Annotated in this window: 19 protein-coding genes; 8 read left to right on the forward strand and 11 right to left on the reverse strand. The window is 68.8% G+C overall.

Translation table 11 applies throughout. From position 1 onward, the window contains the following. Positions 1-379: 379 nt before the first annotated feature. The 5 genes from MMF94_RS31285 (at position 380) to MMF94_RS31305 (ending at position 6,402) form a co-directional block, all read left to right on the forward strand. Positions 380-1,879 carry a GMC family oxidoreductase gene (locus MMF94_RS31285; protein WP_241041021.1) on the forward strand — a complete coding sequence of 500 codons (1,500 nt, stop codon included), beginning with the start codon at positions 380-382 and terminating at the stop codon, positions 1,877-1,879. 152 nt (positions 1,880-2,031) lie between these two features. Further along, the gene (locus MMF94_RS31290) at positions 2,032-2,586 is read left to right on the forward strand and encodes a GNAT family N-acetyltransferase (protein ID WP_241041022.1); all 555 of its coding nucleotides are present in this window, start codon (positions 2,032-2,034) and stop codon (positions 2,584-2,586) included. Positions 2,587-3,274: 688 nt separating this feature from the next. Further along, positions 3,275-4,075, forward strand: a complete 801-nt coding sequence (locus tag MMF94_RS31295) for an IclR family transcriptional regulator (RefSeq protein WP_277398865.1) — start codon at positions 3,275-3,277, stop codon at positions 4,073-4,075. Positions 4,076-4,223: 148 nt separating this feature from the next. Further along, on the forward strand, positions 4,224-5,504 hold the full coding sequence (locus MMF94_RS31300; protein ID WP_241041024.1) for an MFS transporter: 1,281 nt from the start codon (positions 4,224-4,226) through the stop codon (positions 5,502-5,504). A 124-nt stretch (positions 5,505-5,628) separates the two neighbouring features. After that, the gene (locus tag MMF94_RS31305) at positions 5,629-6,402 is read left to right on the forward strand and encodes a hypothetical protein (protein ID WP_241041025.1); all 774 of its coding nucleotides are present in this window, start codon (positions 5,629-5,631) and stop codon (positions 6,400-6,402) included. A gap of 327 nt (positions 6,403-6,729) precedes the next feature. Here MMF94_RS31305 and MMF94_RS43825 read toward each other — a convergent pair whose 3' ends face one another. The 3 genes from MMF94_RS43825 to MMF94_RS31320 all read right to left on the reverse strand — a co-directional run bounded on the left by MMF94_RS43825 (position 6,730) and on the right by MMF94_RS31320 (position 10,825). Further along, entirely contained in the window at positions 6,730-7,353 is a 624-nt protein-coding gene (locus MMF94_RS43825) for a TetR/AcrR family transcriptional regulator (RefSeq protein WP_420852460.1), read from the reverse strand. Between the two features lie 1,670 nt (positions 7,354-9,023). Next, positions 9,024-9,689, reverse strand: a complete 666-nt coding sequence (locus MMF94_RS31315; protein WP_241041027.1) for an O-methyltransferase — start codon at positions 9,687-9,689, stop codon at positions 9,024-9,026. Between the two features lie 107 nt (positions 9,690-9,796). Continuing rightward, positions 9,797-10,825 carry an LLM class flavin-dependent oxidoreductase gene (locus MMF94_RS31320; protein WP_241041028.1) on the reverse strand — a complete coding sequence of 343 codons (1,029 nt, stop codon included), beginning with the start codon at positions 10,823-10,825 and terminating at the stop codon, positions 9,797-9,799. A gap of 112 nt (positions 10,826-10,937) precedes the next feature. Here MMF94_RS31320 and MMF94_RS31325 point away from each other — a divergent pair, with 112 nt between their 5' ends. Next, a complete protein-coding gene (locus tag MMF94_RS31325; protein WP_241041029.1) occupies positions 10,938-11,777 on the forward strand; it encodes an alpha/beta fold hydrolase in 840 nt (279 codons plus the stop codon). A 61-nt stretch (positions 11,778-11,838) separates the two neighbouring features. Here the strand turns inward: MMF94_RS31325 and ligD (MMF94_RS31330) are convergent, their stop codons facing one another. Both ligD (MMF94_RS31330) and ligD (MMF94_RS31335) read right to left on the reverse strand, forming a co-directional pair. Beyond that, positions 11,839-12,726 carry a non-homologous end-joining DNA ligase gene (gene ligD, locus MMF94_RS31330; protein ID WP_241041030.1) on the reverse strand — a complete coding sequence of 296 codons (888 nt, stop codon included), beginning with the start codon at positions 12,724-12,726 and terminating at the stop codon, positions 11,839-11,841. Continuing rightward, positions 12,723-13,739 carry a non-homologous end-joining DNA ligase gene (ligD, locus tag MMF94_RS31335; RefSeq protein WP_338104383.1) on the reverse strand — a complete coding sequence of 339 codons (1,017 nt, stop codon included), beginning with the start codon at positions 13,737-13,739 and terminating at the stop codon, positions 12,723-12,725. The genes ligD (MMF94_RS31330) and ligD (MMF94_RS31335) overlap by 4 nt, the downstream gene beginning before the upstream one ends. A gap of 490 nt (positions 13,740-14,229) precedes the next feature. Here ligD (MMF94_RS31335) and MMF94_RS31340 point away from each other — a divergent pair, with 490 nt between their 5' ends. Then, positions 14,230-14,508 carry a GNAT family N-acetyltransferase gene (locus MMF94_RS31340; protein ID WP_241041031.1) on the forward strand — a complete coding sequence of 93 codons (279 nt, stop codon included), beginning with the start codon at positions 14,230-14,232 and terminating at the stop codon, positions 14,506-14,508. 97 nt (positions 14,509-14,605) lie between these two features. Here the strand turns inward: MMF94_RS31340 and MMF94_RS31345 are convergent, their stop codons facing one another. The 6 genes from MMF94_RS31345 to MMF94_RS31370 form a co-directional block, all read right to left on the reverse strand. Next, on the reverse strand, positions 14,606-15,355 hold the full coding sequence (locus MMF94_RS31345; protein WP_241041151.1) for an N-acyl homoserine lactonase family protein: 750 nt from the start codon (positions 15,353-15,355) through the stop codon (positions 14,606-14,608). A gap of 1,499 nt (positions 15,356-16,854) precedes the next feature. Continuing rightward, entirely contained in the window at positions 16,855-17,772 is a 918-nt protein-coding gene (gene nrfD, locus MMF94_RS31350; protein WP_241041152.1) for an NrfD/PsrC family molybdoenzyme membrane anchor subunit, read from the reverse strand. Positions 17,773-17,966: 194 nt separating this feature from the next. After that, the gene (locus MMF94_RS31355) at positions 17,967-18,884 is read right to left on the reverse strand and encodes a 4Fe-4S dicluster domain-containing protein (RefSeq protein ID WP_241041032.1); all 918 of its coding nucleotides are present in this window, start codon (positions 18,882-18,884) and stop codon (positions 17,967-17,969) included. Beyond that, entirely contained in the window at positions 18,881-22,153 is a 3,273-nt protein-coding gene (gene fdh / locus MMF94_RS31360; protein ID WP_241041033.1) for a formate dehydrogenase, read from the reverse strand. Before fdh ends, MMF94_RS31355 begins: the two co-directional genes overlap by 4 nt. A gap of 209 nt (positions 22,154-22,362) precedes the next feature. Next, positions 22,363-23,361, reverse strand: coding sequence for an adenosyl-hopene transferase HpnH (hpnH, locus tag MMF94_RS31365; protein WP_241041034.1), 999 nt, complete (start codon positions 23,359-23,361; stop codon positions 22,363-22,365). 246 nt (positions 23,362-23,607) lie between these two features. Beyond that, positions 23,608-25,590, reverse strand: coding sequence for an aconitate hydratase (locus tag MMF94_RS31370; RefSeq protein ID WP_241041153.1), 1,983 nt, complete (start codon positions 25,588-25,590; stop codon positions 23,608-23,610). Between the two features lie 220 nt (positions 25,591-25,810). Between MMF94_RS31370 and MMF94_RS31375 the strand changes: the two genes are divergently transcribed. After that, a complete protein-coding gene (locus MMF94_RS31375; protein ID WP_241041035.1) occupies positions 25,811-26,068 on the forward strand; it encodes a DUF7218 family protein in 258 nt (85 codons plus the stop codon). Positions 26,069-26,097 lie beyond the last annotated feature (29 nt).

Here is a 26,097-nt window from a genome sequence, read left to right on the forward strand (position 1 = left end):
ACGCGGTGGCCCCTCCTACGTGCTCAGGCACGCCGAACGGGGACCCCGGACTTACACCACCAGCGGGGACGTGACCCACTGAGGCGGCGGGACGAGCATTGGGCTGTCGCTGCCGACCACGCAGCATGACCAATGGTTGACGTGCGCCGCTGTCAGAACAAGCTGACGCTGACGGCCAGGCGGCAGCGGCAGGCGCCCGCAATCTGAAAAGCGCCAGGCGTACGGCAATCATGGCCGCAGGCCACGCCTGCCCCTGCCTGGCGCCTCGCATTTCCCGACACCCACGGGCCCGTCGATCCGACCGGCCCGTGATCCACCACGCCCGCATCCGGCTCGGTGGTCCCGGCCGTGCGGGCGAATCCATCGATCAGGAGTTCTGATGAGCACGACCTTCGACTACGTCATTGTCGGCGCGGGCTCGGCGGGATGCGTTCTCGCCTCCCGTCTGTCCGAGCTACCGGACGTGAGCGTTCTCCTCCTCGAGAACGGGTCACGTGATGTCCGGCCCGAGGTCCATGATCCGACCGTTTGGCCGACGCTGATGGGCAGCGAGATCGACTACGGCTACCGCACGACACCGCAACGCGAGTTGGGCGGGGTCGAGGTCGACTGGCCGCGCGGACGGACGATCGGTGGCAGCAGCGCGATCAACGGGATGGTCTATCTGCGTGGGCATCGCAACGACTACGACCAGTGGGACGAGCAGGGCGCGACCGGTTGGGCGTTCGACGACGTGCTGCCCTATTTCCGGCGCATGGAGTCGGTACCCACGGGCGACCCGCACTTCCGTGGCACGGACGGGCCCATGCGGCCGAGCCGGGCTCGAGATCCGAACCCGCTCTCGGCGGTGTTCCTCGATGCAGCGGGCGCCGTCGGCCACCCGATGACCGCCGACTTCAACGCCGAGATCCAGGAGGGTGCGGGGTGGCAGGACCTCTCGATCACCGGCGGTCGGCGGCAGAGCGTGGCCGCCGCCTACCTGACACTCGCTGTCCTGGAACGACAGAACCTGACCGTGCTCACCGAGTCGCGCGCGGTGAAGCTGATTCTTCGCGGCTCCCGCTGCGAGGGGGTGCGGGTCCAGAGGGAAAACGCGGTCACCGACGTCCTCGCCGCCCGGGAGGTCATCGTCTCCTGTGGCGCGGTGGACTCGCCGCGGCTGCTGTTGTTGTCGGGGATCGGGCCCGCTGACGAACTGCGTGACGTGGGGGTCGAGGTCGTGCACGATGTGCCCGGCGTCGGGCGCAACCTGCACGACCACCCGCTGACCAGCGTGGTCTACGAGGCGAAGCGGGTGATCCCGCCGGGCTCGGCCAACCTGTCCGAGGCTGCGCTGCTGTGGCGCAGCGACGGGTCGCTTTCCGGTCCGGACATGCAGATGCAGTTCGTTCACGTGCCTCTGCTGCAGGCGGGGATGCAGGCACCTCCGAACAGCTTCACGCTGGCTGTCGCGACAGTGCCCGACAGCCGCGGCACGATCCGGCTCCAGGACGATGATCCTGACTCTCTGCCGCTGATCGACCCGCGGTACCTGGTCGAGGCGCGCGACCGCCGCCGTCTCGTTCGAGGGGTCGAGACGGCGCGCGCGATCGTTGCCGATGGCGCCTTCGATGACTGGCGTGGGCCCGAGGTGTATCCCGGTGCGGCCGTGGACGGGGCCGATGATCTCGACGGATTCGTCAGGCGCGCTACGGGCACCTACTTCCACCCGGTGGGCACTTGTGCGATCGGGACGGGGGACGACGCGGTGGTCGCCCCGGACCTGCGCGTACGAGGCGTCGAGCACCTGCGGGTGGTCGACGCGTCGGTGATGCCTCGGGTTCCATGCGTCAACACCAACGTCGCCACGATCATGATCGCGGAACGGGTGCGGGCCTGATCCGGGCCGGGATCTGAGCACTGTTCGACAAGCTCGCCGAGGCGGCGCCGTCGCCTCGGCGAGCAGGCTGTGTCACCCCTTGCCGCGCTCGCTGATGCACTCACGGACGTGGCCGATCGACGCCGGGTCACTGCAGGTCGATGATCTTCTGGATGAACTCTGCACCGCACCAGGGCGAGAGCAACCCGCGCACCGTGCTGACCACTCCTCGGCTCATCCTGCGGGAGATGACCAGCGCCGATCTCGACCACATGGCCGCGCTGCTCGGCGATCCCGAGGTGATGCGCTACTACCCCGCGCCGAAGAGCCGAGACGAAGCGCAGGCCTGGATCGATTGGAACCAGCGGCTCTACTGTCAGCGCGGATTCGGGCTCTGGGCGGTCATCGTCCGCGCCACGAGCGAGTTCGCCGGCGATTGCGGGCTCACACCTCAGCGTGTGGACGGCGCAGAGGAAATCGAGGTCGGCTACCACATCCGTGCCGACCTCCAGGGCAACGGCTACGCCACAGAGGCGGCCACGGCCTGCCGCGACTTCGCCCGCGACGTCCTCGGCCTGCGCCGCCTCATCGCGATCATCGACCCCGCCAAGATCCCCTCGCAGCGCGTCGCCGCCAACCTCGGGCTCTCGGAGGAGAAGCGCACCACCGTCCATGGCGGCCGGCGTGTCATCTACACCGCGACCATCTGCCCTCAGTGCCGAGCCTGAGCCCGACCCTGTCAACCCCTGTCCCGCCGATGCCGGCCTGTACACGCCGCAGGAAGTCTACACTCGATGTCTACGTCTGATGGCTAAAATGAGACGGAGGTGATGCAGGTCATGGCGTCTCACGGTGCGCCCACGGGACTTCGCCGGTGGAGACGAGCGGCTCCGACGAACCGGTGCGCATGCTCGGCCGGCCGGGCCGTCATGGGCGAGCCTCGTCTCACACGCCCCTACGGCGCCTTCTTCGCAAATTCGCTGCACGAGCCATCGCTGCGTCAGCACGCCGGGCCGGTGGCCACCGGCCGAAGCCGGTTTGTCGGGGTTATCGCACAACTCGTCCTCCGTCGAACCTGTCGTGCGCGCGCCGGCATTCGGCCGGAACCGCGACGACCGAACAATTTCTCGTTCATCGAAATCGCTGTTGGCCTGAGTGGGTCGCGACTGTCATTCTCGGCAACGCCAGGACTTCCCACGCGCAGTCCAGTGGATCTCGCGATCTTTCGTAAGGTTCCGCTGGGGGCGCGAAGCTTGAAGCGAGCGGTCGATCCGCTGGATCCCTCCATTGTCCGGCGCGTTCTGGCCCGTAGGTTGCTAACCGCACAGGCGCGGACGCTGCGGTAGGGATTCACGATTGCACCATCGGTCTCACGGGTTCGCTCACGCGATCTCGCGCAGAGCGGAAAGGATGGCGATGGCCCATAAATCAGCTGGGCGGTCCGCGCTCGCGCGGGTTTTGTCCGTGCTCGAGACCTTCGACCAGGACAACTCTGCGCTCACTGTCAGCCGCATCTCGCAGCGTTCAGGGATCCCGGTTCCGACCGTTTATCGTATTGTCGCCGAGTTGCTCGAGATGGGGTTGCTGGAGCGCGGCAGCGACCGCCGGCTCCATGTCGGCGTCCGACTGTGGGAGATCGCGTCCAGGGCGCCCCGTGCGCTCGGTCTGCGCGAGGCTGCGATGCCATTCATGGAGGATCTGCACGCAGCCACCCGTCAGCACGCGCAGCTCTACGTCCTCGAAGGCTGCGACGCGCTCGTGATCGAGCGGCTGTCCACCCGAGGCGCGGTCACCAATATCACCCAGATAGGTGACAGGCAGCCGCTGCACGCGACGACGGGCGGACTGGTCCTGCTGGCGCACGCCAGTCTCCACCTGCAGGATTCTTTCCTGTCAGCACCCATGCGCGCTTACACGCCCAAAACCCCGACCGATCCGGCCGAGCTGCGTCGAATACTCGCCAATATCCGCACCCGTGGCTACGTCGTCTGCGACGGATACATCACGCCGGACGCGCTGGGTGTCGGGACGCCGGTGTACTCGCCGAGCGGCGACGTGATCGCCGCTCTTTCTGTCGTCGTTCCTCGCGACGGTGCGCAGCCGATGATACATGTAAGAGCACTCCGGGTGTCCTCGCGAGGCATCACCGATGCCCTGGGGAAACCCCCGGTCAGGGCTCCGAGCCTTCGGTTGTTTCCGTCTACCGCAAGCGAATGAGAAAGGACGATATCGCGATTCGCGACGCGAGGTTGACAATTAGCTCTCAATCATTTACCCAGGGGGTCGCCGGCGTCCCCGGAGCGGAACGAGGATGTCACTGAGCCCAGCACCACTGCGCCTGCCCGGTTTCGTCGACGAACGGCGTATGAGCCCATTCCAATACGTCGTGATCAGCCTGTGTGGACTCGTGATGCTCCTCGATGGGTTCGACACCCAGGCCATCAGCTACGCGGCGCCGCTGATCGCGCACGAGTGGCACCTGCCCGCTCAGCTCCTCGGTCCGATCTTCTCGTCGGCGCTTGTCGGACTGATGGTCGGCTATCTCCTGCTCTCTCCGCTGTCCGATCGTCTCGGGCACAAACGCATGATCGTCGGCGCAACCGTGGGGTTCGCCGGGTGCACGCTCGCAGCGGCGTGGGCGGGTGACGTGACCGAGCTGATCGTGCTGCGGTTCTGCACGGGTCTGGCCCTGGGCGCGGCGTGCCCGAGCTGTGTGGCGCTGACCGGGGAGTTCAGCCCGAAACGGCTTCGCGCCACGCTCGTGCTGGTGATCTACTCCGGCTTCGTGGTCGGCATCGCTGTCGCCGGTGTGGCTTCCGGCTGGCTGCTACCGGCCTATGGCTGGAGATCGATGTTCTGGGCCGGTGGGCTCGCCCCTCTCGTGCTGGTGGTGCTGCTGTTGCGGCTCCTGCCGGAGTCACCGGTGTTCATGATCAAGCGGGGCGTCGACTCGAGGCGTATTCTGCGAGTCCTGCGCAGGATGGATCGCTCGTTACCGGTCGGCGATACCCCGACAATCGGCGTGAAAGCGGAGGGCGGCGGCAAGCGAACCGCGCCGGCCAACGTTTTCACGGAGAACCGGATGTTGGGCACCTTCCTGCTCTGGATCCTCTCCGGCGTCAATATTGCTGAGTTCTACTCGTTGCAGAGCTGGCTTCCGACGATCATGTCCGGGTTGCAGTTCGATAATGCGACGGTCGTTACCGTCACCACATTCATCGTCCTCGGCGGTCTGGCGGCGACCGTCGTCACCGGCCCGGCCATGGGCCGTATCGGCCCGTACGCGACTGTCGCTGCGCAGCAGATGGGTGGCTTCCTGTTCGTGGCGCTCACCGGACTCGCCCTCAGGGCGCCGCTATGGCTCCTGCTCGCCGCCGCTCTTCTCACCGGAGCTTGCATCGTCGGCGGGATGAACAGCTTGATCGCTCTGACAACCGTGTTCTATCCGGCGTCGGTGCGCTCCACTGGGGTGGGCTGGGCGCTGGGCGTCGGGAGGGTCGGCGGCATCCTCGGACCACTCGTGATCGGCGCGGCGCTGACGGCGAGGTGGCCGGCGAGCACGGTGATCTGCGCGATGGGAGTTCCGATGATCGCGGCCGCACTAGCCGCTCTGATGCTCGCACGACGCTACGGGAAGCGCCGCTGAACCGCGGCCACCCCTCGCTCGCTTCGGCGACAGCCGAGGCCGACCACGGCATCGACACGGCGCTGAACCGGATTCTCGTAGGACGCGTGACGATCATGTAGCCAGCGCCGAGATGGAGTCAGCGATGTCGCAACAGGTCGATCCGCACGCGAAGCCCTACCCGGTCCCGTACTCGACGCCCGCGAGCCCAGCGCAGTTGCCGGTTGCGACCGGCGCGGACGGTGGGCGGGTCTACTCGTCTCGCAAGCCTTGGCTCCGGGTCGGCTTGATCGCCGCCGTGGTGGTGGCGTTGGGCGCCGCAGCGGTCGGCGGCGCGTACGCCGTGGCGCCCGACAAGGTCGCCGGCGTGTTCGGTGGCTCAACGGCGCAGCCGGCCGGGTCGCAGTCCGGACAGCCGGATGCAGGGCCGGGGGTGGGAGCGGTCGGGGTCTCCCGCGCGGCAGTCCCCGACTCTGCTGCGACGATCACCGTGTCGGCGCCGGACACGCTGGGGAACAGGCCGCGGATCGGCACTGAGGACAGTGACGAAAGCGCCGACGATTCGGGGGTGCCGGGGGTGACGGCCACTGCGCAGGGGATCTACGGCAACGCCGCGACCCAGGACATCGTCATCGTCACCGCCGTGGCCTCGACCAGCGGCACGCCACAGAGCCGGCTGAGCCAGTTCATCTCCGGTGTGAGCGAGGAACTCGGCGTCACCAGCTACGTCGAGGCCGATCCCGGGCCGCTGGGCGGGCTCGCCCGATGCGGCGACGGCACCCTCAACGGCGTGCCGGTCTCGGTCTGCGTCTGGTCCGACGCCGGAAGCACCGGTGCGCTCGTCCGCGTACTGCAGAGTGCGCAGTCGTTCGCGCCGGACTTCCCGGCGTTGCGGGCGGAGGTCGAGCGGACTGCGTGACGCTGCGACCGAGGATTCAAGGGGCGACATTCACACGGTGACGGTGCGCCGACGCGTACGCGGTGCAGTACTGGAGATCGCAGACGGCGGCAGTTCCGCGGGTGAGGTGGCTTCCGGCTCAGCCGATGGGGATCGGTGCCGGTCCGACCGAGGCGCCGCGGCGGCCGCCCGTCGTCGCGATGATCACCTCCCCTGCCCGCGAAACCGGCGGCTGACCTCCTCGGGCCGTGGCAGAGGTGATGATCCGGCGAGGCGTTCGCCGTTCGCAGCGGGCTGGCGAGGTCGTTGGAGAGTGGAGCAGACGGTCGGCGATGATCCGGCCTCGAATCAGCCGGCCCCGAGCAGACCGTCGAGGAGCGAGAGGACGTCGGCGGTGGTCGCTCGGGCAAGGTGCTCGAAGGTCCCGGCATGCCGACTGATGACAACACCGATGAACGCCGCGACCAGCAGTTCGGCCAAGAGATCAGGACGCTCTTCGCCCTCGTGAGCAAGCCGTTGGCGCAGTGGATCGATAAGGCGGGTCTGGAGCGCGGCAGCGGCGGCGGCCTGGGCTGCCGGGTCGTCGTACGGGCGTACGGCAGCTGGAAGGATCGCACCGGGGCCTTGACGTCCGAAGCGGTCGACAAGGCCTGCCAGACGGCTGCGGTCACGGATATCGGCCGGTGCGTCGGAGCTGTCTTCCGCCTGGAGGACGGCGATGTAGAGCTGTGCCTTCCCGCCGAAGTACCGCGCAATCATCGTCGGGTCGACCCCGGCTCGTTGACCGATGTCACGGGCAGTGCTCTGCTCGAACCCACGATCAGCGAAAAGCTCGGCGGCGGCGCGTAACAGTCGTTCGCGGCTGGCAGCTGCGTCGCGGCGGCGGGGGAGCGGCTTGCTGGTCATCGGGTGTTCCTCAGCCAGTAGGAGCGGTGATCTGAGCTCGGGGAGTCGCGGACCGGCGACCACCATCCCGACGGACACCAGGCTCGCGACCAAGCAGATGCCTGGAGCCCTCCCTGGCCACGGGACCGCCGATACGCGTCCATGCGCTCAGGCTACGACCGATGTCTACGTTTGATGTCTACGACCGCTGCTGAATGGGCGGTTGCGCCTCCGCTGACAGCGGTGATCGTTGGTTGATGATGCTGGTAGCGGGTGCCGGCGCTTCAGCGCGGCTCATGATCGACGGTTGGGGACGGGCAGCGGCAGATGACGCGGTTCCCGGTCCCAGACCGGTGATCTTCCCGTCGGGCACCGGCGTACTCGCGCACTGGGAGCCCGGTGCCCTTCGGCGTTCCGGCCTCGAGCGGTGGGTGGCGCGGCGCCGGGTTCAATTCGGCGGTCTTCCGGGTGGGCTCGTCTGGCACTGCCGGTCCCGCGCCCCATGATCGACGGTTGGGTGCCGGCAGCGGCGGATGCTGCCGTTCCCGGGTCCCGGGTGACGATCTTGCCTTGGTGGTCGGCGTTGGTGCTCGCATCCGGCGGCCGGTGCGGTTCGGTGATCGACGTTTGGGTGCTGGCAGCGGCAGATGCTGCCGTTCCCGGCTCCGGGTTGACGATCTTGCCTCGGTGGTCGGCGTTGGTGCTCGCATCCGGCGGCCGGCGCGGTTCGATGATCGACGTTTCGGTGCCGGCAGCGGCAGATAGTGCCGTTCCCGGGTCCGGGGTGACGATCTTGCCCTGGTGGTCGGCGTTGGTGCTCGCATCCGGCCGTCGGTGCGGTTCGGTGATCGACGTTTGGGTGCTGGCAGCGGCGGATAGTGCTGTTCCCTGGTCCGGAATGACGATCTTGCCCGGAGGGCGGCGGGCCCGCTCAAGTCCAGCGCTTTGTGCCGTCCGGTGATCGTTCCTTGGGACCCACTGCGGTGGTGTGGCGCGGTTCCGGGTCCGGTCGGCGCTGACGCCAGGGCGGCTCCTGTAGCGCTCCGGTCCGGAGCGTCGCCCATGATCGACGGTTGGGTGCGGGCAGTGGCGGATGCTGCCGTTCCCGGGTCCCGAGTGACGATCTCGCGCTGGTAGTCGGCGTTGTCGCTCGGACCCGGCAGCCGGCGCGGTTCGGTGATCGACGTTTGGGTGCGGGTAGCGGCGGATAATGCCGTTCCCGGGTCCGGAACGATGATCTTGCCCCGGTATCTGGCGTGCTCGCTCGGGTACAGCGCCCTGTGTCGGCCGGTGATCGTTCGTGGGGCCCGCTGTGGTGGTGGCGCGGTTCCGGGGTCCGGTCGGCGCTTACCCGGGCGGCTCCTGTCGCGCTCCGGTCCGGAGCGTCGCCCATGATCGACGGTTGAGTACCGGCAGCGGCGGATGGTGCCGTCCCCGGGTCCGAAGTGACGATCTTGCCCCAGTGGCCGGCGTTGTCACCCGCCCGCCAGTCGGCGCGGTTCGATGATCGTCGGTTCGGGACTGGCAGCGGTAGATGCCACGGTGCCCGGTGCCGGTTCGGTGATCTTCCTCCGAGACGGCGGAATCCGCTGGCCCGGTCGCGTGGTCGCGTGGTCGGCGCGGGCGCGGGAACCGCCGCGCCGGCCCGGCCTCGCTGTGACCCAGCGCGGGAGCAGCTCCTTGGCGCGCGGATAACGTCGAGGTGCCCGCGCAGCTCGTGAGGGTGCGGACTCACCAGACGAATGGATCAACCATCTCTACTCGACCCGCGCGAGCAGAAAACCGTCGTAGCCCTTTGCGCCCACCGTCTGGATCACAGTTGCGCTCACCCGCTTCTCCCGGGCCACGGCCTCGGCAAGCCGGCGGCTTCCCACCGCTGTGGGCTCCGTGGTCGCGGCGTCGACCACGCGGCCGCCGCGGACCACGTTGTCCACGATGATCAGGCTTCCAGGCCGCGAGAGCCGCAGCGCGTGCTCGAAGTACTCCGTGCCGGAGCCTTTGTCGGCATCGATGAATGTGAGGTCGAACGGGCCGTCCACAGCTGCGTCGAGAGTGCTGAGCGTTTGGTCGGCCGCGCCGACGCGAAGGTCGACGATGTCGGCGAGTCCGGCCATCGCGATGTTGGATGTGGCTACCTCGGCGCGATGCCGGTCGATCTCACAAGTGATGAGCCGCCCGTCCGGCGGGAGGGCGCGGGCCAGCCAGATGGTCGAGTAGCCGCCCAGGGTGCCGACTTCCAGGATCCGGCAGGCCCCGATCGAGCAGGCTAGTAAATGCAGTAGTTTGCCCTGTTGCGGCGAGACATCAATCGACGGCAGGGCGCCGGCTCTGTTTGCCTCGAGCGCGGAATCGAGCACTGGATCGGGGTCGAGAAGTAGTCTGCTGAAGTAGTCGTCAACGGATCTCCACAGCTCACTGGGCATGCTCCGAATTTACGGCCGTCGTGGCCGGTGTCGCCAGGTGATAATCATTGATTGAAATCCCCGGAATGGTTCCAGGATGCATTGATCTCAACTCATTGCGTCACTGGTCACTTCCGAGGGGACCAACCCAGGGCAGGGCCCAACGAGGTGGCCATGTCGGTGAGGATCTGGACGTAGTCGGCGTGATCGAAACCGAACGGCAGGGCGAAGACCACCTCGTTGACGTCGCGGAAGCCGGCGTGGGCGTAGAGCGTCTCGGCGACCTGCTCCGAGGTGCCCAGGATGTCGGGGGCGAAGAGCATGTTGGCCGGACCCTGCGGTCGGGCAGTGCGTGGGGTGCGGGCCTCGACGTAGGCGGCGTACTTCGCGCGCTGCTCGGGCGTGGCGGTGTCGGTGGGGATGACGACGAGCCCTTGGGCGACGCGGGCGTTCTCGCCGTCGGGGTGCTCGGCGCGGAAGGTCTGGATCTGGGCGTGCTGCAGGGTGGCGAAGTCGGTGGTGTCATCGGGTCCCGCGGCCTTGAGCACGCTGCTGGTGAGCAGCGACAGGCCCTGTTCGCCTGCCCACCGGGCGGAGCCGGGGCTGGCGGCGCCGTACCAGATGCGGTCGGCGAGACCCGCGGCGTGAGGCTGCACGTGGTCGGAGAACTCCTCGATGCCGACGGTGCCCTGGAAGCTGCTGGCAGGCTCGCCCCGGATCAGGCCGACCAGGCGCTTCACACGCTCGTAGGTGAAGTCCTCGACGTCGGCGGTGTGGGGGTAGAGCGCTTCGCTGACGTCGGCGAAACGCATGGGCGGTCCCACGGACACGCCGGGGTTGATCCGGCCGCCGGACAGGATGTCGACGGTGGCGAGGTCCTCGGCCAGCCGCAGCGGGTTCTCCCAGCCCAACGGGATGACGGCCGTCCCGAGCTCGATGCGGCTGGTGCGCTGGGTGGCCGCAGCCATGACGGCGACGGGGGAGGAGATGCCGTACTGCAGGTGCCGGTGGCGCAGCCAGGCCCCGTCGAACCCGAGCCGCTCCCCGAGCTCGATGACCTCGAGGGTGCTCTCGTGGCCTGCGCGGGGGGACGCGCCATCGAACGAACCGATGGTGAGGAATCCGAGTTTCTGCAGTGGGACCGAGGGCGGCGGCACGTTCACGACCCTAATCCCGACGCTCACGAGCTCCGCGGCTCGGCCGGCGCGCGGTCCCGTCGACGTACTGTTCCTGCGGACGAGGATCACGAACCGGGCGAGGGAGCCGAAGGTGCTGGTACGAACACGCGACGGGGCAGGCCTCTATGCCGAGGAGCGCGGGTCTGGCGATCCGCTGCTCCTGCTGGCCGGCCAGTCGTCGAGCCACCTCATGTGGGGGGCGGTGATCGACCGGTTCGCCGAGCGGCACCGGGTGCTCGTGTTCGACTACCGGGGAACGGGGCGCAGCGAGTCACCGGAAGACGGCTACTCGACACCGGGGTTCGCCGCCGACGCCGTGGCCGTTCTCGATGCCTTCGACGTGCCCAGGGCGCAAGTGTACGGCTTCTCCATGGGTGGACGGGTGGCACAGTGGGTCGCGATCGATCATCCCGATCGGGTGGGCGCGCTCGTGCTGGGCGCCACGACCCCTGGTGACAGGCATGGTGTGCCACGCCCGGACTGGGCGAACGCGCTGCTGGCCCGGCCGGACGACAAGGCAGGCCTGGACGCGATGATGTTCACGCCGGCATGGCTCGACGGCCGTGCCGAGCGGCCCGGCGTGTGCCAGGACTGGCGGGTGGGCACCCCGCCGCTCACACAGGCCCGGCACTACGAGGCCAGCCAGGCACATGACGCCTGGGACCGGCTGCCGTCGATCACCGCGCCGACACTGATCATCCACGGGAGCGACGACCCGACCAACGTTCCGGAGAACGCGTTCCTGCTCGCCGAGCGGATCCCGGGCTCGACGGTGCACATCATCGACGGCGCGCGGCACGGCTACTGGGAGGAGTTCTCCGACGAGGCCGAGCGGGTCGTGCTCGGGTTCCTCGACCGCCATGCGTTGGAGCGCCGCTCCCCGACCGTCGGCGCCGTGGATCGCGAGCGGGGTGACACAGGCGCCGGATGAGCCGGCGGGAACGGCCCACAGCCGGTCGGCCGGCGCGGATCGCTGACATAGGTTGCCTGTCTCAGGCTCGCTCGTCGAGCCGTCTCCTGGCGTCCATCGCGGACCGGGCGTCGTCGTGGATCCGTGCCCACGGGTCGCCCTTCTGCGCGAGCCGGCGCCGGACGCTGCGCAGGTCGTATCCGCCGGGGGTGACCTTCCCGAGCTCCTTCATCTCGATGGGGGTCGCGACCGGGGCGCCGGGCCGGGCTCGTGGCGAGTACGGGCTGACGGCGGTCTGGCCGTAAGCGTTGCGGTTGGTGTCGAGGAAGATCCGGCCCCGCCGGGCGGCGATGCGCTGCTCCGTGGTGAGCTCGTCGGGCGCGTCGGCGGCGAGCCGCGCGGCCACGCCCCTGACCAGCTCACGGACGTCGTCGAAGCTCGCCGAGCGGTCCAGCGGCGAGACGACGTGGTATCCGCTGCCGCCGGTCGCCATGAGATAGGTCGAGAGGCCGAGGTCCTCCAGCAGCTCGGAGGTGGCGCGCACCGTGCGGCGGAGCACCGCGAGATCCACGTCGTCCGGCGGGTCGATGTCCATCACCAAGAGGTCGGGTTCGTCGATCCCGTCGGCGCGCGAGAGCCAGCGGTGCAGCTCGAGGCAGGCCTGGTCGGCGAGGTACCGCAAGGTGTCGACGTCATCGACCATCAGGTGACGGACGCTCCCGCGCTCGTTGCCGGACGCGACGGTCGTGGTCTCCACGAAGTCGGGGAGGTGCTCTGGCGCCTGCTTCTGGTAGAAGCCCGACTTCCCGATCCCGTCCGGGAAGCGGTGCAGCACGAGTGGCCGCCCCGCGAGGTGCGGCAGCATCCACTCCGCGACGAATTCGTAGTACTCGGCGAGGTCGGCCTTGGTGTAGCCCGACTCGGGGTAGAGCACCTTGTCCGGCCGGGAGATCTCCTGCTGGGTCGTCACCGGGGAGGCTCCTCACGCACCACGTCCGCGGCCGCTTTGTCGTCACGGAGCCCGAGGTAGCGGGGATGGCGCAGCCTCCCGTCGCGCGTCCACTCGGTGAACCCGATCTGCGCCACCAGTTCGGGTCTCAGCCAGTGCGTGCCGCGCTCGCGCACCTGGTCCGCGAAGGGCGACGCCGCCGTCCCCATCTCGTCGAACCGCGCCCGCAGGCCGACCAGCACATGATGGTCGAAACCCGTGCCGACCTTTCCCGCGTAGCGAAGCGCGCCGTCACCGTCGTGGTAGCCGATCAACAAGGCCCCGAACCCGATACGGGAGCCGGTCGGGTCCGTGTACCCGCCCACCACGAACTCCTGCCCGCGCACGCACTTGAACTTGAGCCAGTCGCCGGACCGCGCCCCGGGCCGGTACGGGGAGTCCGCGCGCTTGGCGATCAGTCCCTCCCAACCCCGCTCGCACGCCTGCCGCAGGTACTCCTCGCCGTCGGTGTTGCGATGGGTGCTGAACCGGAGCGGGTCGGTGAAATCGAGAGACGCCTGGAGCACCTGCTTGCGCGCGCGCAGCGGAAGCGCCGTCACGTCGTACCCGCCGACCCCCAGCACGTCGAAGAGGTAGAAGATCACGGCCACCCCGGTGGCGCGCGCCCGGTCGGGGTCGGTGATGCCGAGCCGCGCCTGCAGCCGCGAGAAGCTGGTCTCGTCGCCGTCGAACGCCACCACCTCGCCGTCGGCCACGAACTTCACCGGCGCCGACGCGTCCAGCGCCTCCGCCACCTCCGGATACGTGCCTTCCAACGGGTGACGGGTGCGGGAGTACAGCTTGGTGCCCCGGCCGTCACGCACGACGAGCATCCGTTCGCCGTCGAGTTTGCGCTCGTAGAGCCACTCGGGGTCGGAGAAGTGGTCGTGGGTGAGGAGGGCGAGCATGGGCTCCACGAAGTCCGGCTCGCGGCGAGGCAGGCCAGCGCGCTCGTCCTCGCCGAGGACGTGCAACGGATCCGGATGCCGGGCCATTCCCCGACGTACCCAAGAAAGCGCCGTGACGAACGTACGGACCGACGGTTGCGCGAGCGTGCCCCAGGTTCGCCGATGACGGACGGGTCGTTGATCGCGGCCTGTGGTCCGCCATGTCCGCGTGCTGGAAGGTACGGATGCCCGTATGTCGGCGATCTATGCTGCGGCGGGCCGATTGCGTCGCCGGGATCGCCGTAATACGCGATGCGGACAGCGCGGTTGAGATCGCCAGGATCGTCCGGCAAATGATTTCCTCGGGCCGGACGGTCTCATGGGCGGGCTCCGGACATGGTTCGCGACAGCCCAGCGTGAGGCAGGACGTGAGGACTTGGATCTCGAGTTTCGACCTGGCGAGCCACGCGATCTGTCGGCCTTTGCGGACACACGGAGGCGGCCGAGGACACCGCTCGCTATCTGACGGTGACCGGCATCGCGTGGCGCGAGAAGGCGTTCCAAGATCCCGATCAGGAGCACACTGTCGGCGAAGTCGATGGCGTTCCCGTCGGCTATGCCCTGCTCGCCGGGGTTTGCAGGCCCGGAAGCGCCGGATCGCGCCATCGAGATCCGACGGATGGTGCTGCGCCCTGAGTGGCGCGGCGGCGGGCGCGGCCGGGCTGTGTTGCAGGCTGCGGTCACCCGGGCCGACAGGGTGCACAACGCCGGCCGGGTCTGGTTGCGCGTGAAGCCGCAGAACGCCCGCGAGCGAAAGCTGTTCCTCTCCGAAGGCTACGTGGAAGACCACGTGGAGAAGACGTTCGGCACCGCTTGACCGCCGCGGTCCAGCTGGTGGGGATAGGAGCCGAGCTGTTCCCGTCGAAGACCGAGCCGCGGGTCAGGAGGAATGCGTCGTTGTCGCCCTGGCGGTCCTACCGGTAGCTCTGCGGGGAACGGTGGAACTGCTTCGCCTGCACGGGATCGTGGCCGAACAGCAGCGTGGCACTCTGCTCCTGGGCGATGCGCTGGAGCTTGGCGGCGGACTCGGCGGCAGCCTCGGGGTCCGCCTGTCCGCCCCACGACGCGTGATCGAGGTTGTCCTGGGTGTAGACGGCGTCGCCGCAGACGACCATGTTGCCGGTCTCCGGCAGCCGGACCATGACCGACTCGTGCGCCGGGGCGTGGCCGGGAGTCAGCAGGACCTCGATGCCGGGGAACAGCTCCATCTCGCCGTCGAGCAACTCGTGCTTCAACTTCGGCAGGTTCCAGTACTGGTTGGGGAACCTGCCGTTGTCCTTGGCGAAGTCGTAGTGCTCGCGCTGAACGAAGAAGGTGGCCCGCTGGAACAGGTCGTTGTTGCCGGCGTGGTCGAAGTGCAGGTGCGTGTTGATGACGTAGTCGATATCGGTGGGCCGGACGTCGAGCTCGGCCAGCCGCACCTCGAGGTTGTCCTCCGGCTGCATCTCCGGCACCAGGACGTCGACCATCTCGGTGCCCCGCCAGGTCGCCAGCGGGTCGGTGATGTGGAGGCGGCTCATGCCCGTGTCGATCAGCAGGTTCTTGCCGTTGTCGAGCTTGATCAGGTACGAGGGAACCGGCAGCTTGACGAGGTTGCCATCGCTCACCCCGGGCGCGACCACCTCGTAAGGGCAGTTACAGGTGCCCAAGGGGATGATGTACATCTCCACGCGAATTCACTCCTCCGAGCCTGCTGAGTGGACGGGCCACGACGCTTCGGACGTGTCACCGCCTCGGTGGGGCGCCGCCCATGATCCCTGTCTGGTCGCTCTGGCGCTGTATGGCTTCCTGACAATAGGCCGACACATCGGTGCCCTCGGCCTCCTCGCCACCGGGGCGTGCTTGGTGCACATCGGCCAGCCATGGTGGTTTCGTGGGCCGCTGGTCCGATCTGCACCGCCCGGACGACTCCGGCTGCTCGGGCATCAACGGGCCAGGTGCCGGGTACCGTTCATGTCCTGGCTGATCTCGACGAGGATCCCCTCAGCCCTGCCCGTCCCGGTGATGATCATTGTTTGGGTCCGCGCAACCGTGTCCAGCACGGTTATCGACCCCGGTTTGCTGATCATGGTCGGAAGGGGGTCGTCTCTCGGTGACCGTCGGCACGGCGCGGGGTGATGATCGTCGTTTGGGGCCGCGCAGCCGTGTCCAGCACGGTTGTCGACCCCGATCTGGTGATCATGAGCAGCGTGGGGATCGCCTCTCGGCGGGCACCGGCTCGTCGCCGCCGGTGATCGTCGTTTGGGGCTGCGGAGCCGTGTGTCGTCTGGTTGTCGGTCCCGACCTGGTGATCATGGCCGGGTAGCGGGCGGGGCGCCCATCAAGGCAGGGGTCGACCCGCTCGCCCGCGCGCTGATCGGCGTTGTGGCGGGTAGGCGTGTGCGCCCTGTTGTTGATCCCTGGCAGCTGATCATGGATGGCTACTGACCGGCCGCGGTCGCGGCTGGGCCGACTCGTCCGCGCCGAGCATGATCATTGTTTGGGGCCGCGCAACCGTGTCCAGCACGGTTGTCGACCCCGATCTGGCGATCATGAGCAGCGTGGGGATCGCCTCTCGGCGAGCATCGGCTCGCCGTCACCGGTGATCGTCGTCTGGGGCTGCGGAGCCGTGTCTCGTCCGGTTGCCGGGGCCGAACTGTTGATCTTGATCGCGTGTCGGGTACCGGGCTGGCTGCCAGCAGGGCGCCGGCCGGCCCGCTGACCCCGAGCAAGATCGTCGTTTGGGGCCGCACGCCCGTGTATGGCGCGGTCCCCGGTCCCAAGTTGCTGATCATGGACAGCAAGGGGGTCGTCGCCCGGCGGCGCGCTGGCCAGCCGCGAGCGGTGATCGTCGTTTGGGGCCGAGCAGCCGTATGCCGCCCTGTGGCCGGTCCCGAACTGCCGATCATGGTCGAGCACCGGGCAGTGCTGTCCGGCAACGTAGGGCCTGCTCGCCCCGGCTGTGATCATCATTTGGGGCCGCATACCCGGGTGCAGCTCGGTTTCCGGTCCCAAATCGACGATCATGGGCGGGGAATCCGGCGGGGCACTGGCTCCCACCCCTCCGGCGAAGATCGCCGTTTCGGTCCCCACAGCCGCGTCTGGCACCGGTTGGCGGTCTCGAGCAGCTGATCATGGCCCGCGGGCCGGCCCCCGTTGACCGATGCCGAACCCGGCAGCTCGCTCAGCGGGGCGCCGGGTCGGCGTCCTGAGCGTCGGTCAGCCGCTGTCGCTGTGGGGTAACCGTGTACTCGGGGTCCCGTGCGGATGCCATACCGGCTTCGAAGATCCCGTAGCGAGTGGCTGCTGACCCGGCGTTGAGCAACACCGCGGACACCAGCGACACGAGTCGGGGACGGCGCACGCGACCAGCGAGCAGGGTGCCGGCGGCGCCGGCGAGTGTGGCGGCGCGGGCCGACCTCAGCACCCTGCCTGCACGGCCTGTGCGGTAGGCGCGGGCCGTTGGCCCGAGCCGGCGTTCCAGTGCGGCCGTCGCGCCCAGTTCGATGACTGCACCGGCCACGGCGATCCCGCGGGCCGGGCAGGCCTCGCCCCCGGCCAGCATGCCGACGGCACCCCCGCTGGCCAGGGCGCTTCCGGCGAAGACGAACGGCAGCTCCCGGTGAGCCTCGTGCCACGCGGGTACGGCGGTGTCGGCGAGCAGCACGGCCGTGTAGGTCGTGAGGGCAGGGCCGAGGACGCCGGCCCCGGCGCCGGTGAGACGGGCGAGCCCGGGGGCGACGCCGGTGAGCTCGGATGCGGCGGTGGCGCCTGCCAGCGTCCCGAACGGGGCCAGGATCCACGAACCGACCGAGAGCGGCGAGGTCGGTTTGAACACACGCAGCATGTTCAGGAAGCGCGTGGGCCTGCCGAGGTCGTGCACCAGCGCGCCGACGCTGGCCATCGCCCCGAACCCCGCAGCCAGCCGCCCGACGCGGCGCAGGAGCGGGCGGCCACTGGCGTCGGCGAGGGCGGCCATCGTGGCCGATACGCCCGCCACGCCGCCGAGGTAGAGGTAGATCGGGACGTCGGGCACCTTCCAGACCGGGGGCTTGATGATCGCGCGGTCGTAGTAGGTGCGGAACTCGGCCTCGGGCACCATCAGTTGCTCGCCGCGGGGCCGGCCAGGGCGGCTCCGAGGTGCCTCGGCTGTGGGCCGGTCGGGACCTGCACCCCGTGGTCCGGCCCCGCCTGGTGCCGTGGCGCCCGGCCGGTCGTCGCGAGTGCCGTACGGGGCCCAGCCGCCGATCCGGTCCCCGGTCCAGCTCGTCGTCCCGTCGACCGGGCGACGGCGGCTCATCGCCGCGCTCCCAGGAAGGCCGCCACCACGACGCCCGCGACCGCGGCCGCCGCGGCACCCGCGTGGCGCCACATCGAGGGCAGGTCGCGGGTGGTGACCACAGGGTCCGGCGGGAGCCCGTACACCTCGGGTTCGTCGAGGAGCAGGAAGAACGCCCCGTCTCCGCCGACGCCGTCGTTCGGGTCGTGCCCGTACAGGCGGGCATCGGTGACGCCCGCGGCGTGCAGCGCGTCCACCCGCTCGGCGGCCCGGGACCGCAGCTCGTCGAGGGGTCCGAACTGGATGGACTCGGTGGGGCAGGCCGTGGCGCAGGCGGGCATCAGACCGGCACCGAGCCGGTCGTGACACATCGTGCACTTGAACGCTCCGCCGTCGCCGGGCCGTTGGTCGATCACCCCGTACGGGCAGGCCGGGATGCAGTAGCCACAGCCGTTGCAGACGTCGTTCTGCACGACGACGGTGCCGTACTCGGTGCGGATCAGCGCTCCGGTGGGGCAGACGTCGAGGCACGCGGCGTGCGTGCAGTGCTTGCAGACGTCCGACGACATCAGCCAGCGCACCTCGGTGGCGTCCCCGCGCCCGTCGTTCGCCGCGTCGGGCAGCCCGGTGGACGGCATGCCGAGATCGACCGTGGCCGAGCGCTGCGCCGGCACCGTCTGCTCGACGAACGCGACGTGCCGCCAGGTGCTCGCGCCGAGCCCCCCGGTGTTGTCGTAGCTCATCCCGGTGAGGTCGGCGGGAATGCCGGCTTCCTCGGACGGCAGGGCGTTCCACTCCTTGCAGGCCACCTCGCATGCCTTGCAGCCGATGCAGACGCTGGTGTCGGTGAAGAACCCGACCCGTTCCGGGTGGTCGGGCGGGTAGCCGGCGTCGGCGGACGGATCGGGCAGCGGTCCGGAGAGGCGGTTGGTCATGCGGTCTCCTCCAGCCCGGCACGGCGCCGGTACTCGGTCAGGAACTCGACGAGCTGCGGTCCGCGCGGCCGCCGGCCAGGGCGGATGTCGCAGGTGGCGGCCTTGGTCTCCATGATGTGGACGTTGGGGTCGAGCGAGACGGACAGCAGCTCGTTGGCCGCGTCACCGGTCGAGAGCCCGTTCGGCCCCCAGTGCCACGGGATGCCGATCTGGTGCACGGTGCGCCCGCCGCCCAGGCGTAGCGGTTTGGCCCGTTCGGTGACGAGCACCCTGCCCTCGATCGCCGACCGCGCGGTGACGACCGTGGCCCATCCGCCGTGCTCCAGACCGCGCTCGGCGGCGAGCTCGGGGGAGACCTCGAGGAACATGGCGGGCTGCAGCTCGTTCAGGTAGGGCGTCCAGCGGCTCATCCCGCCCGCCGTGTGGTGTTCGGTGATCCGGAACGTGGTGAACACGAACGGGAACACCTCGGCGCCGGGCTCTCCCGGATCCGGGTGGTAGGGGTTCTCCGGGCGGTCGTAGCGCTGGCGGGCGGGGTTGTTCTGCTGCCCGTAGAGCGCGTTGCGCACCGGCGACTCCTGCGGCTCGTAGTGCGCGGGCAGCGGGCCGTCGACGAGCCCGGCCGGCACGTGCAGCCAGGCCCGTCCGTCGGACTGCATGATGAACGGCTCGTTGCCCGCGAGGGCGTCCTGCGCCCGCGCACCGTCGGGCGGCCGGTAGTCCGGCGGCTTGGTCGCCTCGAAGTCGGGCACGTCGGGGCCGACCCACATGCCCTCGTGGGCATCCCAGCGGATGTAGGCCTTGCGCTCGCTCCACGGATTGCCGTCGGGATCGGCAGAAGCCCGGTTGTAGAGCGTGCGCCGGTTCATCGGCCACGCCCATCCCCACTCCGGGGCGACCCAGGTCTGCTCCTGGCCCGGTGTGCGGCGCGCGGACTGGTTGACCTCGTCGGCGTAGACGCCGCTGTAGATCCAGCATCCGCAACGGGTGGAGCCGTCGGCCTTGAGGGCGGTGTAGCCCGAGACGGCCTTGTCGTCCGGGCCGGTGCCGCTTATCTCGCGCAGGATCGACTCGGCGCTCGGATCGTCGTAGGGACCTTCGGTGGGGTAGTCCCACGTCAGGTCGAGCAGCGGGCGGTCGCGGGGGTCGGTGGAGCCGGCGAGCTTCTCCCTGAGCCTGCGGCCGAGGTGGTAGTAGAACCACAGGTCGCTGCGGGCGTCGTCCGGCGGGTCGATCGCCTTGTGGTGCCATTGCAGCAGCCGCTGGGTGTTGGTGAAGCTGCCGTCCTTCTCCGTGTGGGTGGCCGCGGGCAGGAAGAACACCTCGGTGGCGATGTCGGCCGTGCGCATCTCGCCGGTCTCGATCTCCGGGCCGCCCTGCCAGAAGGTGGCCGTCTCCACCATGTTGATGTCCCGCACGACGAGCCACTCGAGGTTCGCGAGGCCCATCCGCTGCTGGCGGGAGTTGGCGGTGCCGACCGCCGGGTTCTCACCGATCACGAAGTAGCCGGGCACCTTCCCGTCGATCTGGTCCACGACGGTCTGGAAGTTGCTGTGGTCACCGGTGAGGCGAGGCAGGTACCCGAAGCAGTACTCGTTCTCCTCGGTGGCGGCGTCGCCCCACCAGGCCTTGAGCAGGCTCACCGTGTAGGCGTCGATGTTGCCCCAGAACCCCTTCTGTCCCACATCGGACCGCAGGAAGCTCGCGAGGTCCTCTTCCTCGTGGGCATGTGGCATCGGGATGTAGCCGGGCAGGATGTTGTAGAGGGTCGGGATATCGGTGGAGCCCTGGATCGACGCGTGGCCGCGCAGGGCGAGGATCCCCGCGCCGGGCCGGCCGATGTTGCCCAGCAGCAGCTGCAGGATCGACGCGGTGCGGATGTACTGCACGCCCACGGTGTGGTGGGTCCAGCCGACGGCGTAGGCGAACGCGCTGGTGCGTTCCCGCCCGGAGTTGCGCACGAGCGCGGTGGCCACCTGCTCGAACGTCTCCGGCGGGATACCGCAGACCTGCTCCACCATCTCCGGGGTGTAGCGCGCGAAGTGGCGTTTGAGCACCTGGAAGACGCAGCGCGGGTGCTGCAGCGTCGGGTCCTGCGTCGGTTGCGGACGATGGGATGCGCCGCCGGAGCCCGCCTCCTCGGCCCCGCTCGACTCCTGCATGCGCTCGTCCGAGCTCGCATGCGTCTCGTCGTCGCCGACGGGCTCGTCGGTCGCGTACGGGTCGTGCTCGCCGGCCGCCGCTGTGACTTCCGTGCCCTCGTACTGCCAGGTCTCGGTGTCGTAGCTGCTCGTCTGCGGGTCGTAACCGGAGAAGAGCCCGTCGAGATCCTCGGTGTCGGCGAAGTCCTCACGCAGGATCGTCGGTGCGTTCGTGTACGCCGTGACGTACTCGGCGAAGTACGCCTCGTTCTGGAGCACGTAGTTGATCAGGCCGCCGAGGAACGCGATGTCGGTGCCCGCCCGGATCGGCACGTGCAGGTCCGCCACCGCCGAGGTCCGTGTGAACCGCGGGTCGACGTGGATCACCGTGGCCCCGCGCCGTTTGGCCTCCATCACCCACTGGAACCCGACGGGGTGCGCCTCCGCCATGTTCGAGCCCTGGATGATGATGCAGTCGGAGTTGGCCAGGTCCTGCTGGAACATCGTCGCGCCGCCGCGACCGAAGCTGGTCCCCAGACCGGGGACGGTGGAGCTGTGTCAAATACGGGCCTGGTTCTCGATCTGTATCGCGCCCATGGCCGTGTACAGCTTCTTCATGAGGTAGTTCTCCTCGTTGTCGAGGGTCGCCCCTCCGAGGCTCGCTATCCCCATGGTCCGGCGCAGGTGCTGCCCGTTCTCGTCGACGTCCTCCCAGGTACGCGCCCTGGTCTCGAGCACCCGGTCGGCGATCATGTCGACGGCGGTGTCCAGGTCGAGGTCCTCCCACGCGCTGGCGTGGGGACGGCGATAACGGACCTTCGTGACCCGGCTGGGTGAGGTCACCAGTGAGAGCGTCGAGGAACCGCGCGGGCAGAGGCGGCCGCGGCTGATCGGCGAGTCCGGATCGCCCTCCACCTGGATGATCTCGCCGTCCTTGACGAAGACCCGCTGCCCGCAGCCCACCGCGCAGAACGGGCAGATCGACTTCGTCACCTGGTCGGCCTGGCTCGTGCGGGCGGGCTTCTGATCCGTCCGCGACGACCGGGCAGCACTGCCCCGCCCCAGGCGGTCCGTCCCTGTGGCCTGCCGGTACACCGGCCATCTCCCGATCCAGGACCTGACGCTCATGCGTCAACCTTCCCCACTGCGGCGCGATCTAATCAGGGGGGAGGGAACGCGCATTCCTCGTCTCGTCAGGTGGCGCGGGTCATCGATGCCCAGATCGTCGCCGACCCGCCGCCATGAGAGGTGCTCCGCGCCGGCGATTGTCGGGCGGACCGGCGGATCAACCGACGGACAACGGCTGTACCGGTGATGTCACGGATTCCGTGGCATCGTCATCGGATGGCGCGGATCGATTGCTTGAGCGACCCCAGGGTCGCCGCGATTGCGGTGGGTTCGTAGCCGCAATGGGCCATGCAGTTTGCGCAGCGAGGGTCGCGGCCCCGGCCGTAGGCGTCCCAGTCGGTCGTGTCGAGGAGTTCCTGGTAGGTCTGTGCGTAACCATCGCCCATCAGGTAGCAGGGTTTCTGCCAGCCATAGAGCGAGTAGGAGGGAATTCCCCAGGCGGTGCAGGGGAAGTCGAGTTTCCCTTCGAGGAAGTCCAAGAAGAGCGGCGAGTGGTTGAGTCGCCAGCGGTGTCGTCGGCCGTCGGCGAAGGCCTTCCGGAACAGCTCGCGGGTTTCTGTGACACCGAGAAAATGCTCCTGGTCCGGCGCCTTGTCGTAGGCGTAGGCAGGGGAGAGCATCATGCCGTCGACGTGAAGATCATCATTGAGGAAGTCGAGAACCTCGATGACGGATTGAGGGCTGTCGGTGTTGAAGAAGGTGGTGTTGGTGGTGACGCGGAACCCGCGCCGCTGCGCTTCTCGGATGTTGTCCACGGCCTGGTCGAACACCCCGAGCTTGGCGACGGAGGCGTCGTGGCGCTCCTGGAGCCCGTCGATGTGGACGGCGAACGCGAGGTAGCGGGACGGGCGCAGCTTGTCGATCTTGCGCGGGAGGAGCAGGGCGTTGGTGCACAGGTAGATGTACTTCTTCCGCTTGACCAGGCCGGCGACGATGTCTTCGACCTGAGGGTGCATCAGGGGCTCCCCGCCGGCCAGGCACACGACGGGGGCGCCGCACTCGTCCACGGCCGCGAGTGCCTGCTCGACGGGCATGCGTTGTTTGAGCACGCTTGCCGGATGCTGGATCTTGCCGCAGCCGCCGCAGGCGAGATTGCACGCGAATAGCGGTTCCAGTTCCAAGGTCAGGGCAAATTTCTTTCGGCCGGCCAGCTTCTGCTTGATCAGATAGCCACCGATCTTGATCGCCTGGCGCACCGGGATGCTCATCGAACGTGGATCCTTCCCCGCAAGGTCGGCTTCCGCCCGTTCGGTCAACCGGAAGCCAACGAGTGGTGTCGGTTCGTGAAGGCCATCGTTGTGAAAACTCGTGAGATGACGTCCCCTGTCATCGTCACGGAGCAGAGCTGTCCTGTCTGACTACCACCGAGATGGGTCCGTGCGCGACCCGCCACGTGGCGGACTGTCCTGGATGCGGCCAGTATCCGACCGTGGTGTGGTCCTCGTGGAGGGCTGCTATGCGTCATTTGCAGTACGAGCACGTCCTCCGGATCGTCGTTGTTCGGTGAGCTGCGGGATTCGTCCACCGGCCAGGATCGTGTCGATTTGTCGCGGAGACAGCTGGTGGGTGACGGTGAACGCTCTGTCGTTGTTGCCGCAGGTGACGGTGAGCTCTTTCGATCTGACCAGGGTCGAGTGCAGATCAGTGAGATGCAGGACGTCGCTGGGCTGGATCCGGTCGTGATCGCCGGGGTCGGCGAAGGTCAGTGGTAGTACGCCGAAGTTGACGAGGTTCTGCCAGTGGATGCGTGCATAGGACCTGGCGATCACGATCGCGAGGCCGAGGTACCGAGGGGTGATCGCGGCGTGTTCACGCGAGGATCCTTGCCCGTAGTTGTTCCCGGCCACCACGGCATGGGCGCCGGCTTCCGCGGCTCGAGCCGGATAGCTCTCGTCGACCCGGGTGAACGTGAACTCGGCGAGTTTCGGGATGTTGGACCGGTAGGGCAGAGCCCGCGCCCCGGCGGGCGAGATCTCGTCGGTCGAGACGTCGTCGCCCATCACGAGCAGGACCGGGAGGTCGAGTGCGTCCGGGAGCGGGGACAGATCGGGCAGGGAGGAGATGTTGTTCCCCTTGACCAGCTCGATACCCGTCGCCTCCTCGGCCGACAGCGGCGCCACGAGCATCGCGGTGTTGACCGACGCCTCGGCGGGCAGTTGCGGGGCCGGGCACGTCAGATGGTTGTCGCGAGCGAACTCACGTGGATCGGTGATGACGCCGGTGAGCGCGGAGGCGGCCGCGGTCTCGGGGGAGCAGAGCCACACCGCGTCCTCGGCCGTGCCCGATCGGCCCGGGAAGTTGCGGGGGAAGGTGCGCAGCGAATTCTGCCCGACCGCCGGTGCCTGCCCCATTCCGATGCAGCCCAGGCAGCCGGCCTGGTGGATCCGTGCCCCCGCGGCGATGAGCTGGAACGTTGCTCCCATCCGGGTCATGTCCTCGAAGATCTGCCGCGACGACGGGTTGACGTCGAAGCTGACGGAGTCGCACGTCTGGCGGCCGTCGACCATCGCGGCGACCACGGCGAAGTCGCGCAGGCCCGGGTTGGCGGACGAGCCGACGACGACCTGACCGACCGGCTCCCCTGCACACTCCCGCACCGGCACGACATTGCCCGGCGACGACGGACGAGCGATCAACGGTTCCAGTTCGGAGAGGTCGATCTCCTCGGTGACGTCGTAGAGCGCTCCTGGGTCCGCTGTGATCTCGCGGAAGGCGCCCTGCCTGTCCTCGGAACGCAGGAAGTCGGCTACAGCGGCGTCAGAGGGGAACACGGTGGTCGTCGCACCCAGTTCGGCCCCCATGTTCGCGATGACGTGGCGGTCCATAGCCGAGAGGCCGGCCAACCCCGGGCCGTGGTACTCGATCACCCGGCCGAAACCGCCGTCGACGCCGTGGCGTCGCAGCATCTCGAGCACGACGTCCTTCGCCGACACCCAGTCCGGAAGTCGGCCGACCAGCCGCACTCCCCAGACCTCGGGCATCCGTACGTAGAGGGGTTCGCCCGCGATCGCCAGCGCCACCTCGAGGCCGCCGACACCGATGGCGAGCATTCCCAGGGAGCCGGCCGCGCAGGTGTGGGAGTCCGACCCGGCCATCGTCGCTCCGGGGACGCCGAACCGCTGCATGTGCGTGGGGTGCGAGACGCCGTTGCCCGGCTTGGAGAACCACAGTCCGTAGCGGCGGGCGGCCGACCGCAGGAACTCGTGATCTTCGGCGTTGCGTTCGTCGGCCTGGAGGAGGTTGTGATCCACGTACTGGACGCTCACGTCGGTCCGGGCGCGGTCCAGGCCGATCGCTTCGAGCTCCTGCATGACAACGGTGCCCGTGGCGTCCTGGGTGAGGGTCTGGTCGATGTGCAGCGCGATCTCCTCGCCTGCGATCGGCTCGCCCGAGACCAGGTGCTCGTCGATCAGCTTCCTCGTCACCGTCCGCGCCACCATCTCGACGTCCTCCCTGCCTGCGACGCACCGTCGGCCGACTGCTCCCGAGCGGCGTACCCCGAACAGCAGGCCGGAACGCAGACCTGAGAGCGGACGCGGCGGGCGGCTGATGTCGGTCACCGGCCCGGGGGCGGATCGTGTTTCGCGGGGCGTGTGCGGGGCATGCCCCTTGGCGAGCCGGCTGGGCCGGGATCGTGTGTGGATCGAGGAGGTTGTGGTGCCGAATCCGAGTATCAAGGACGAGAAGCGGTATAAGAAGCTGCGCGACAAGGGTGCGTCCAAGGAGAAGGCGGCCCGGATCGCGAACGCGTCGGCCGGTGAGGGGCGCAAGACCGTGTCCAAGCGGGGCGGGCGGTCGCCGAGCTACGACGACATGAGCAAGTCGGAGCTGTACGACCGGGCGAAGAAGGTCGGCATCCCGGGGCGGTCGAGCATGTCGAAGAACGACCTGATCTCGGCTCTGCGGAACCACTGAGCGGCGTGGGAGCCCGGCTGCTGATCCGG

Source organism: Pseudonocardia alaniniphila (assembly GCF_022524485.1).
Classification (GTDB): domain Bacteria; phylum Actinomycetota; class Actinomycetes; order Mycobacteriales; family Pseudonocardiaceae; genus Pseudonocardia; species Pseudonocardia alaniniphila.

What these genes read in the sequence shown, in the direction of transcription:
- MMF94_RS31315 (WP_241041027.1), bottom strand. Translation starts at nt 9,689, where the DNA reads ATGCCCAGTGAGCTGTGGAGATCCGTTGACGACTACTTCAGCAGACTA.
- nrfD (WP_241041152.1), bottom strand. Translation starts at nt 17,772, where the DNA reads ATGGTGCCCGAGGCCGAGTTCCGCACCTACTACGACCGCGCGATCATC.
- MMF94_RS31285 (WP_241041021.1), top strand. Translation starts at nt 380, where the DNA reads ATGAGCACGACCTTCGACTACGTCATTGTCGGCGCGGGCTCGGCGGGA.
- MMF94_RS31305 (WP_241041025.1), top strand. Translation starts at nt 5,629, where the DNA reads ATGTCGCAACAGGTCGATCCGCACGCGAAGCCCTACCCGGTCCCGTAC.
- MMF94_RS43825 (WP_420852460.1), bottom strand. Translation starts at nt 7,353, where the DNA reads ATGGTGGTCGCCGGTCCGCGACTCCCCGAGCTCAGATCACCGCTCCTA.
- MMF94_RS31340 (WP_241041031.1), top strand. Translation starts at nt 14,230, where the DNA reads ATGGCGTTCCCGTCGGCTATGCCCTGCTCGCCGGGGTTTGCAGGCCCG.
- MMF94_RS31300 (WP_241041024.1), top strand. Translation starts at nt 4,224, where the DNA reads ATGAGCCCATTCCAATACGTCGTGATCAGCCTGTGTGGACTCGTGATG.
- MMF94_RS31355 (WP_241041032.1), bottom strand. Translation starts at nt 18,884, where the DNA reads ATGACCAACCGCCTCTCCGGACCGCTGCCCGATCCGTCCGCCGACGCC.
- MMF94_RS31345 (WP_241041151.1), bottom strand. Translation starts at nt 15,355, where the DNA reads ATGTACATCATCCCCTTGGGCACCTGTAACTGCCCTTACGAGGTGGTC.
- MMF94_RS31295 (WP_277398865.1), top strand. Translation starts at nt 3,275, where the DNA reads ATGGCCCATAAATCAGCTGGGCGGTCCGCGCTCGCGCGGGTTTTGTCC.
- MMF94_RS31290 (WP_241041022.1), top strand. Translation starts at nt 2,032, where the DNA reads ATGAACTCTGCACCGCACCAGGGCGAGAGCAACCCGCGCACCGTGCTG.
- hpnH (WP_241041034.1), bottom strand. Translation starts at nt 23,361, where the DNA reads ATGAGCATCCCGGTGCGCCAGGCGATCAAGATCGGTGGCTATCTGATC.
- ligD (WP_338104383.1), bottom strand. Translation starts at nt 13,739, where the DNA reads ATGGCCCGGCATCCGGATCCGTTGCACGTCCTCGGCGAGGACGAGCGC.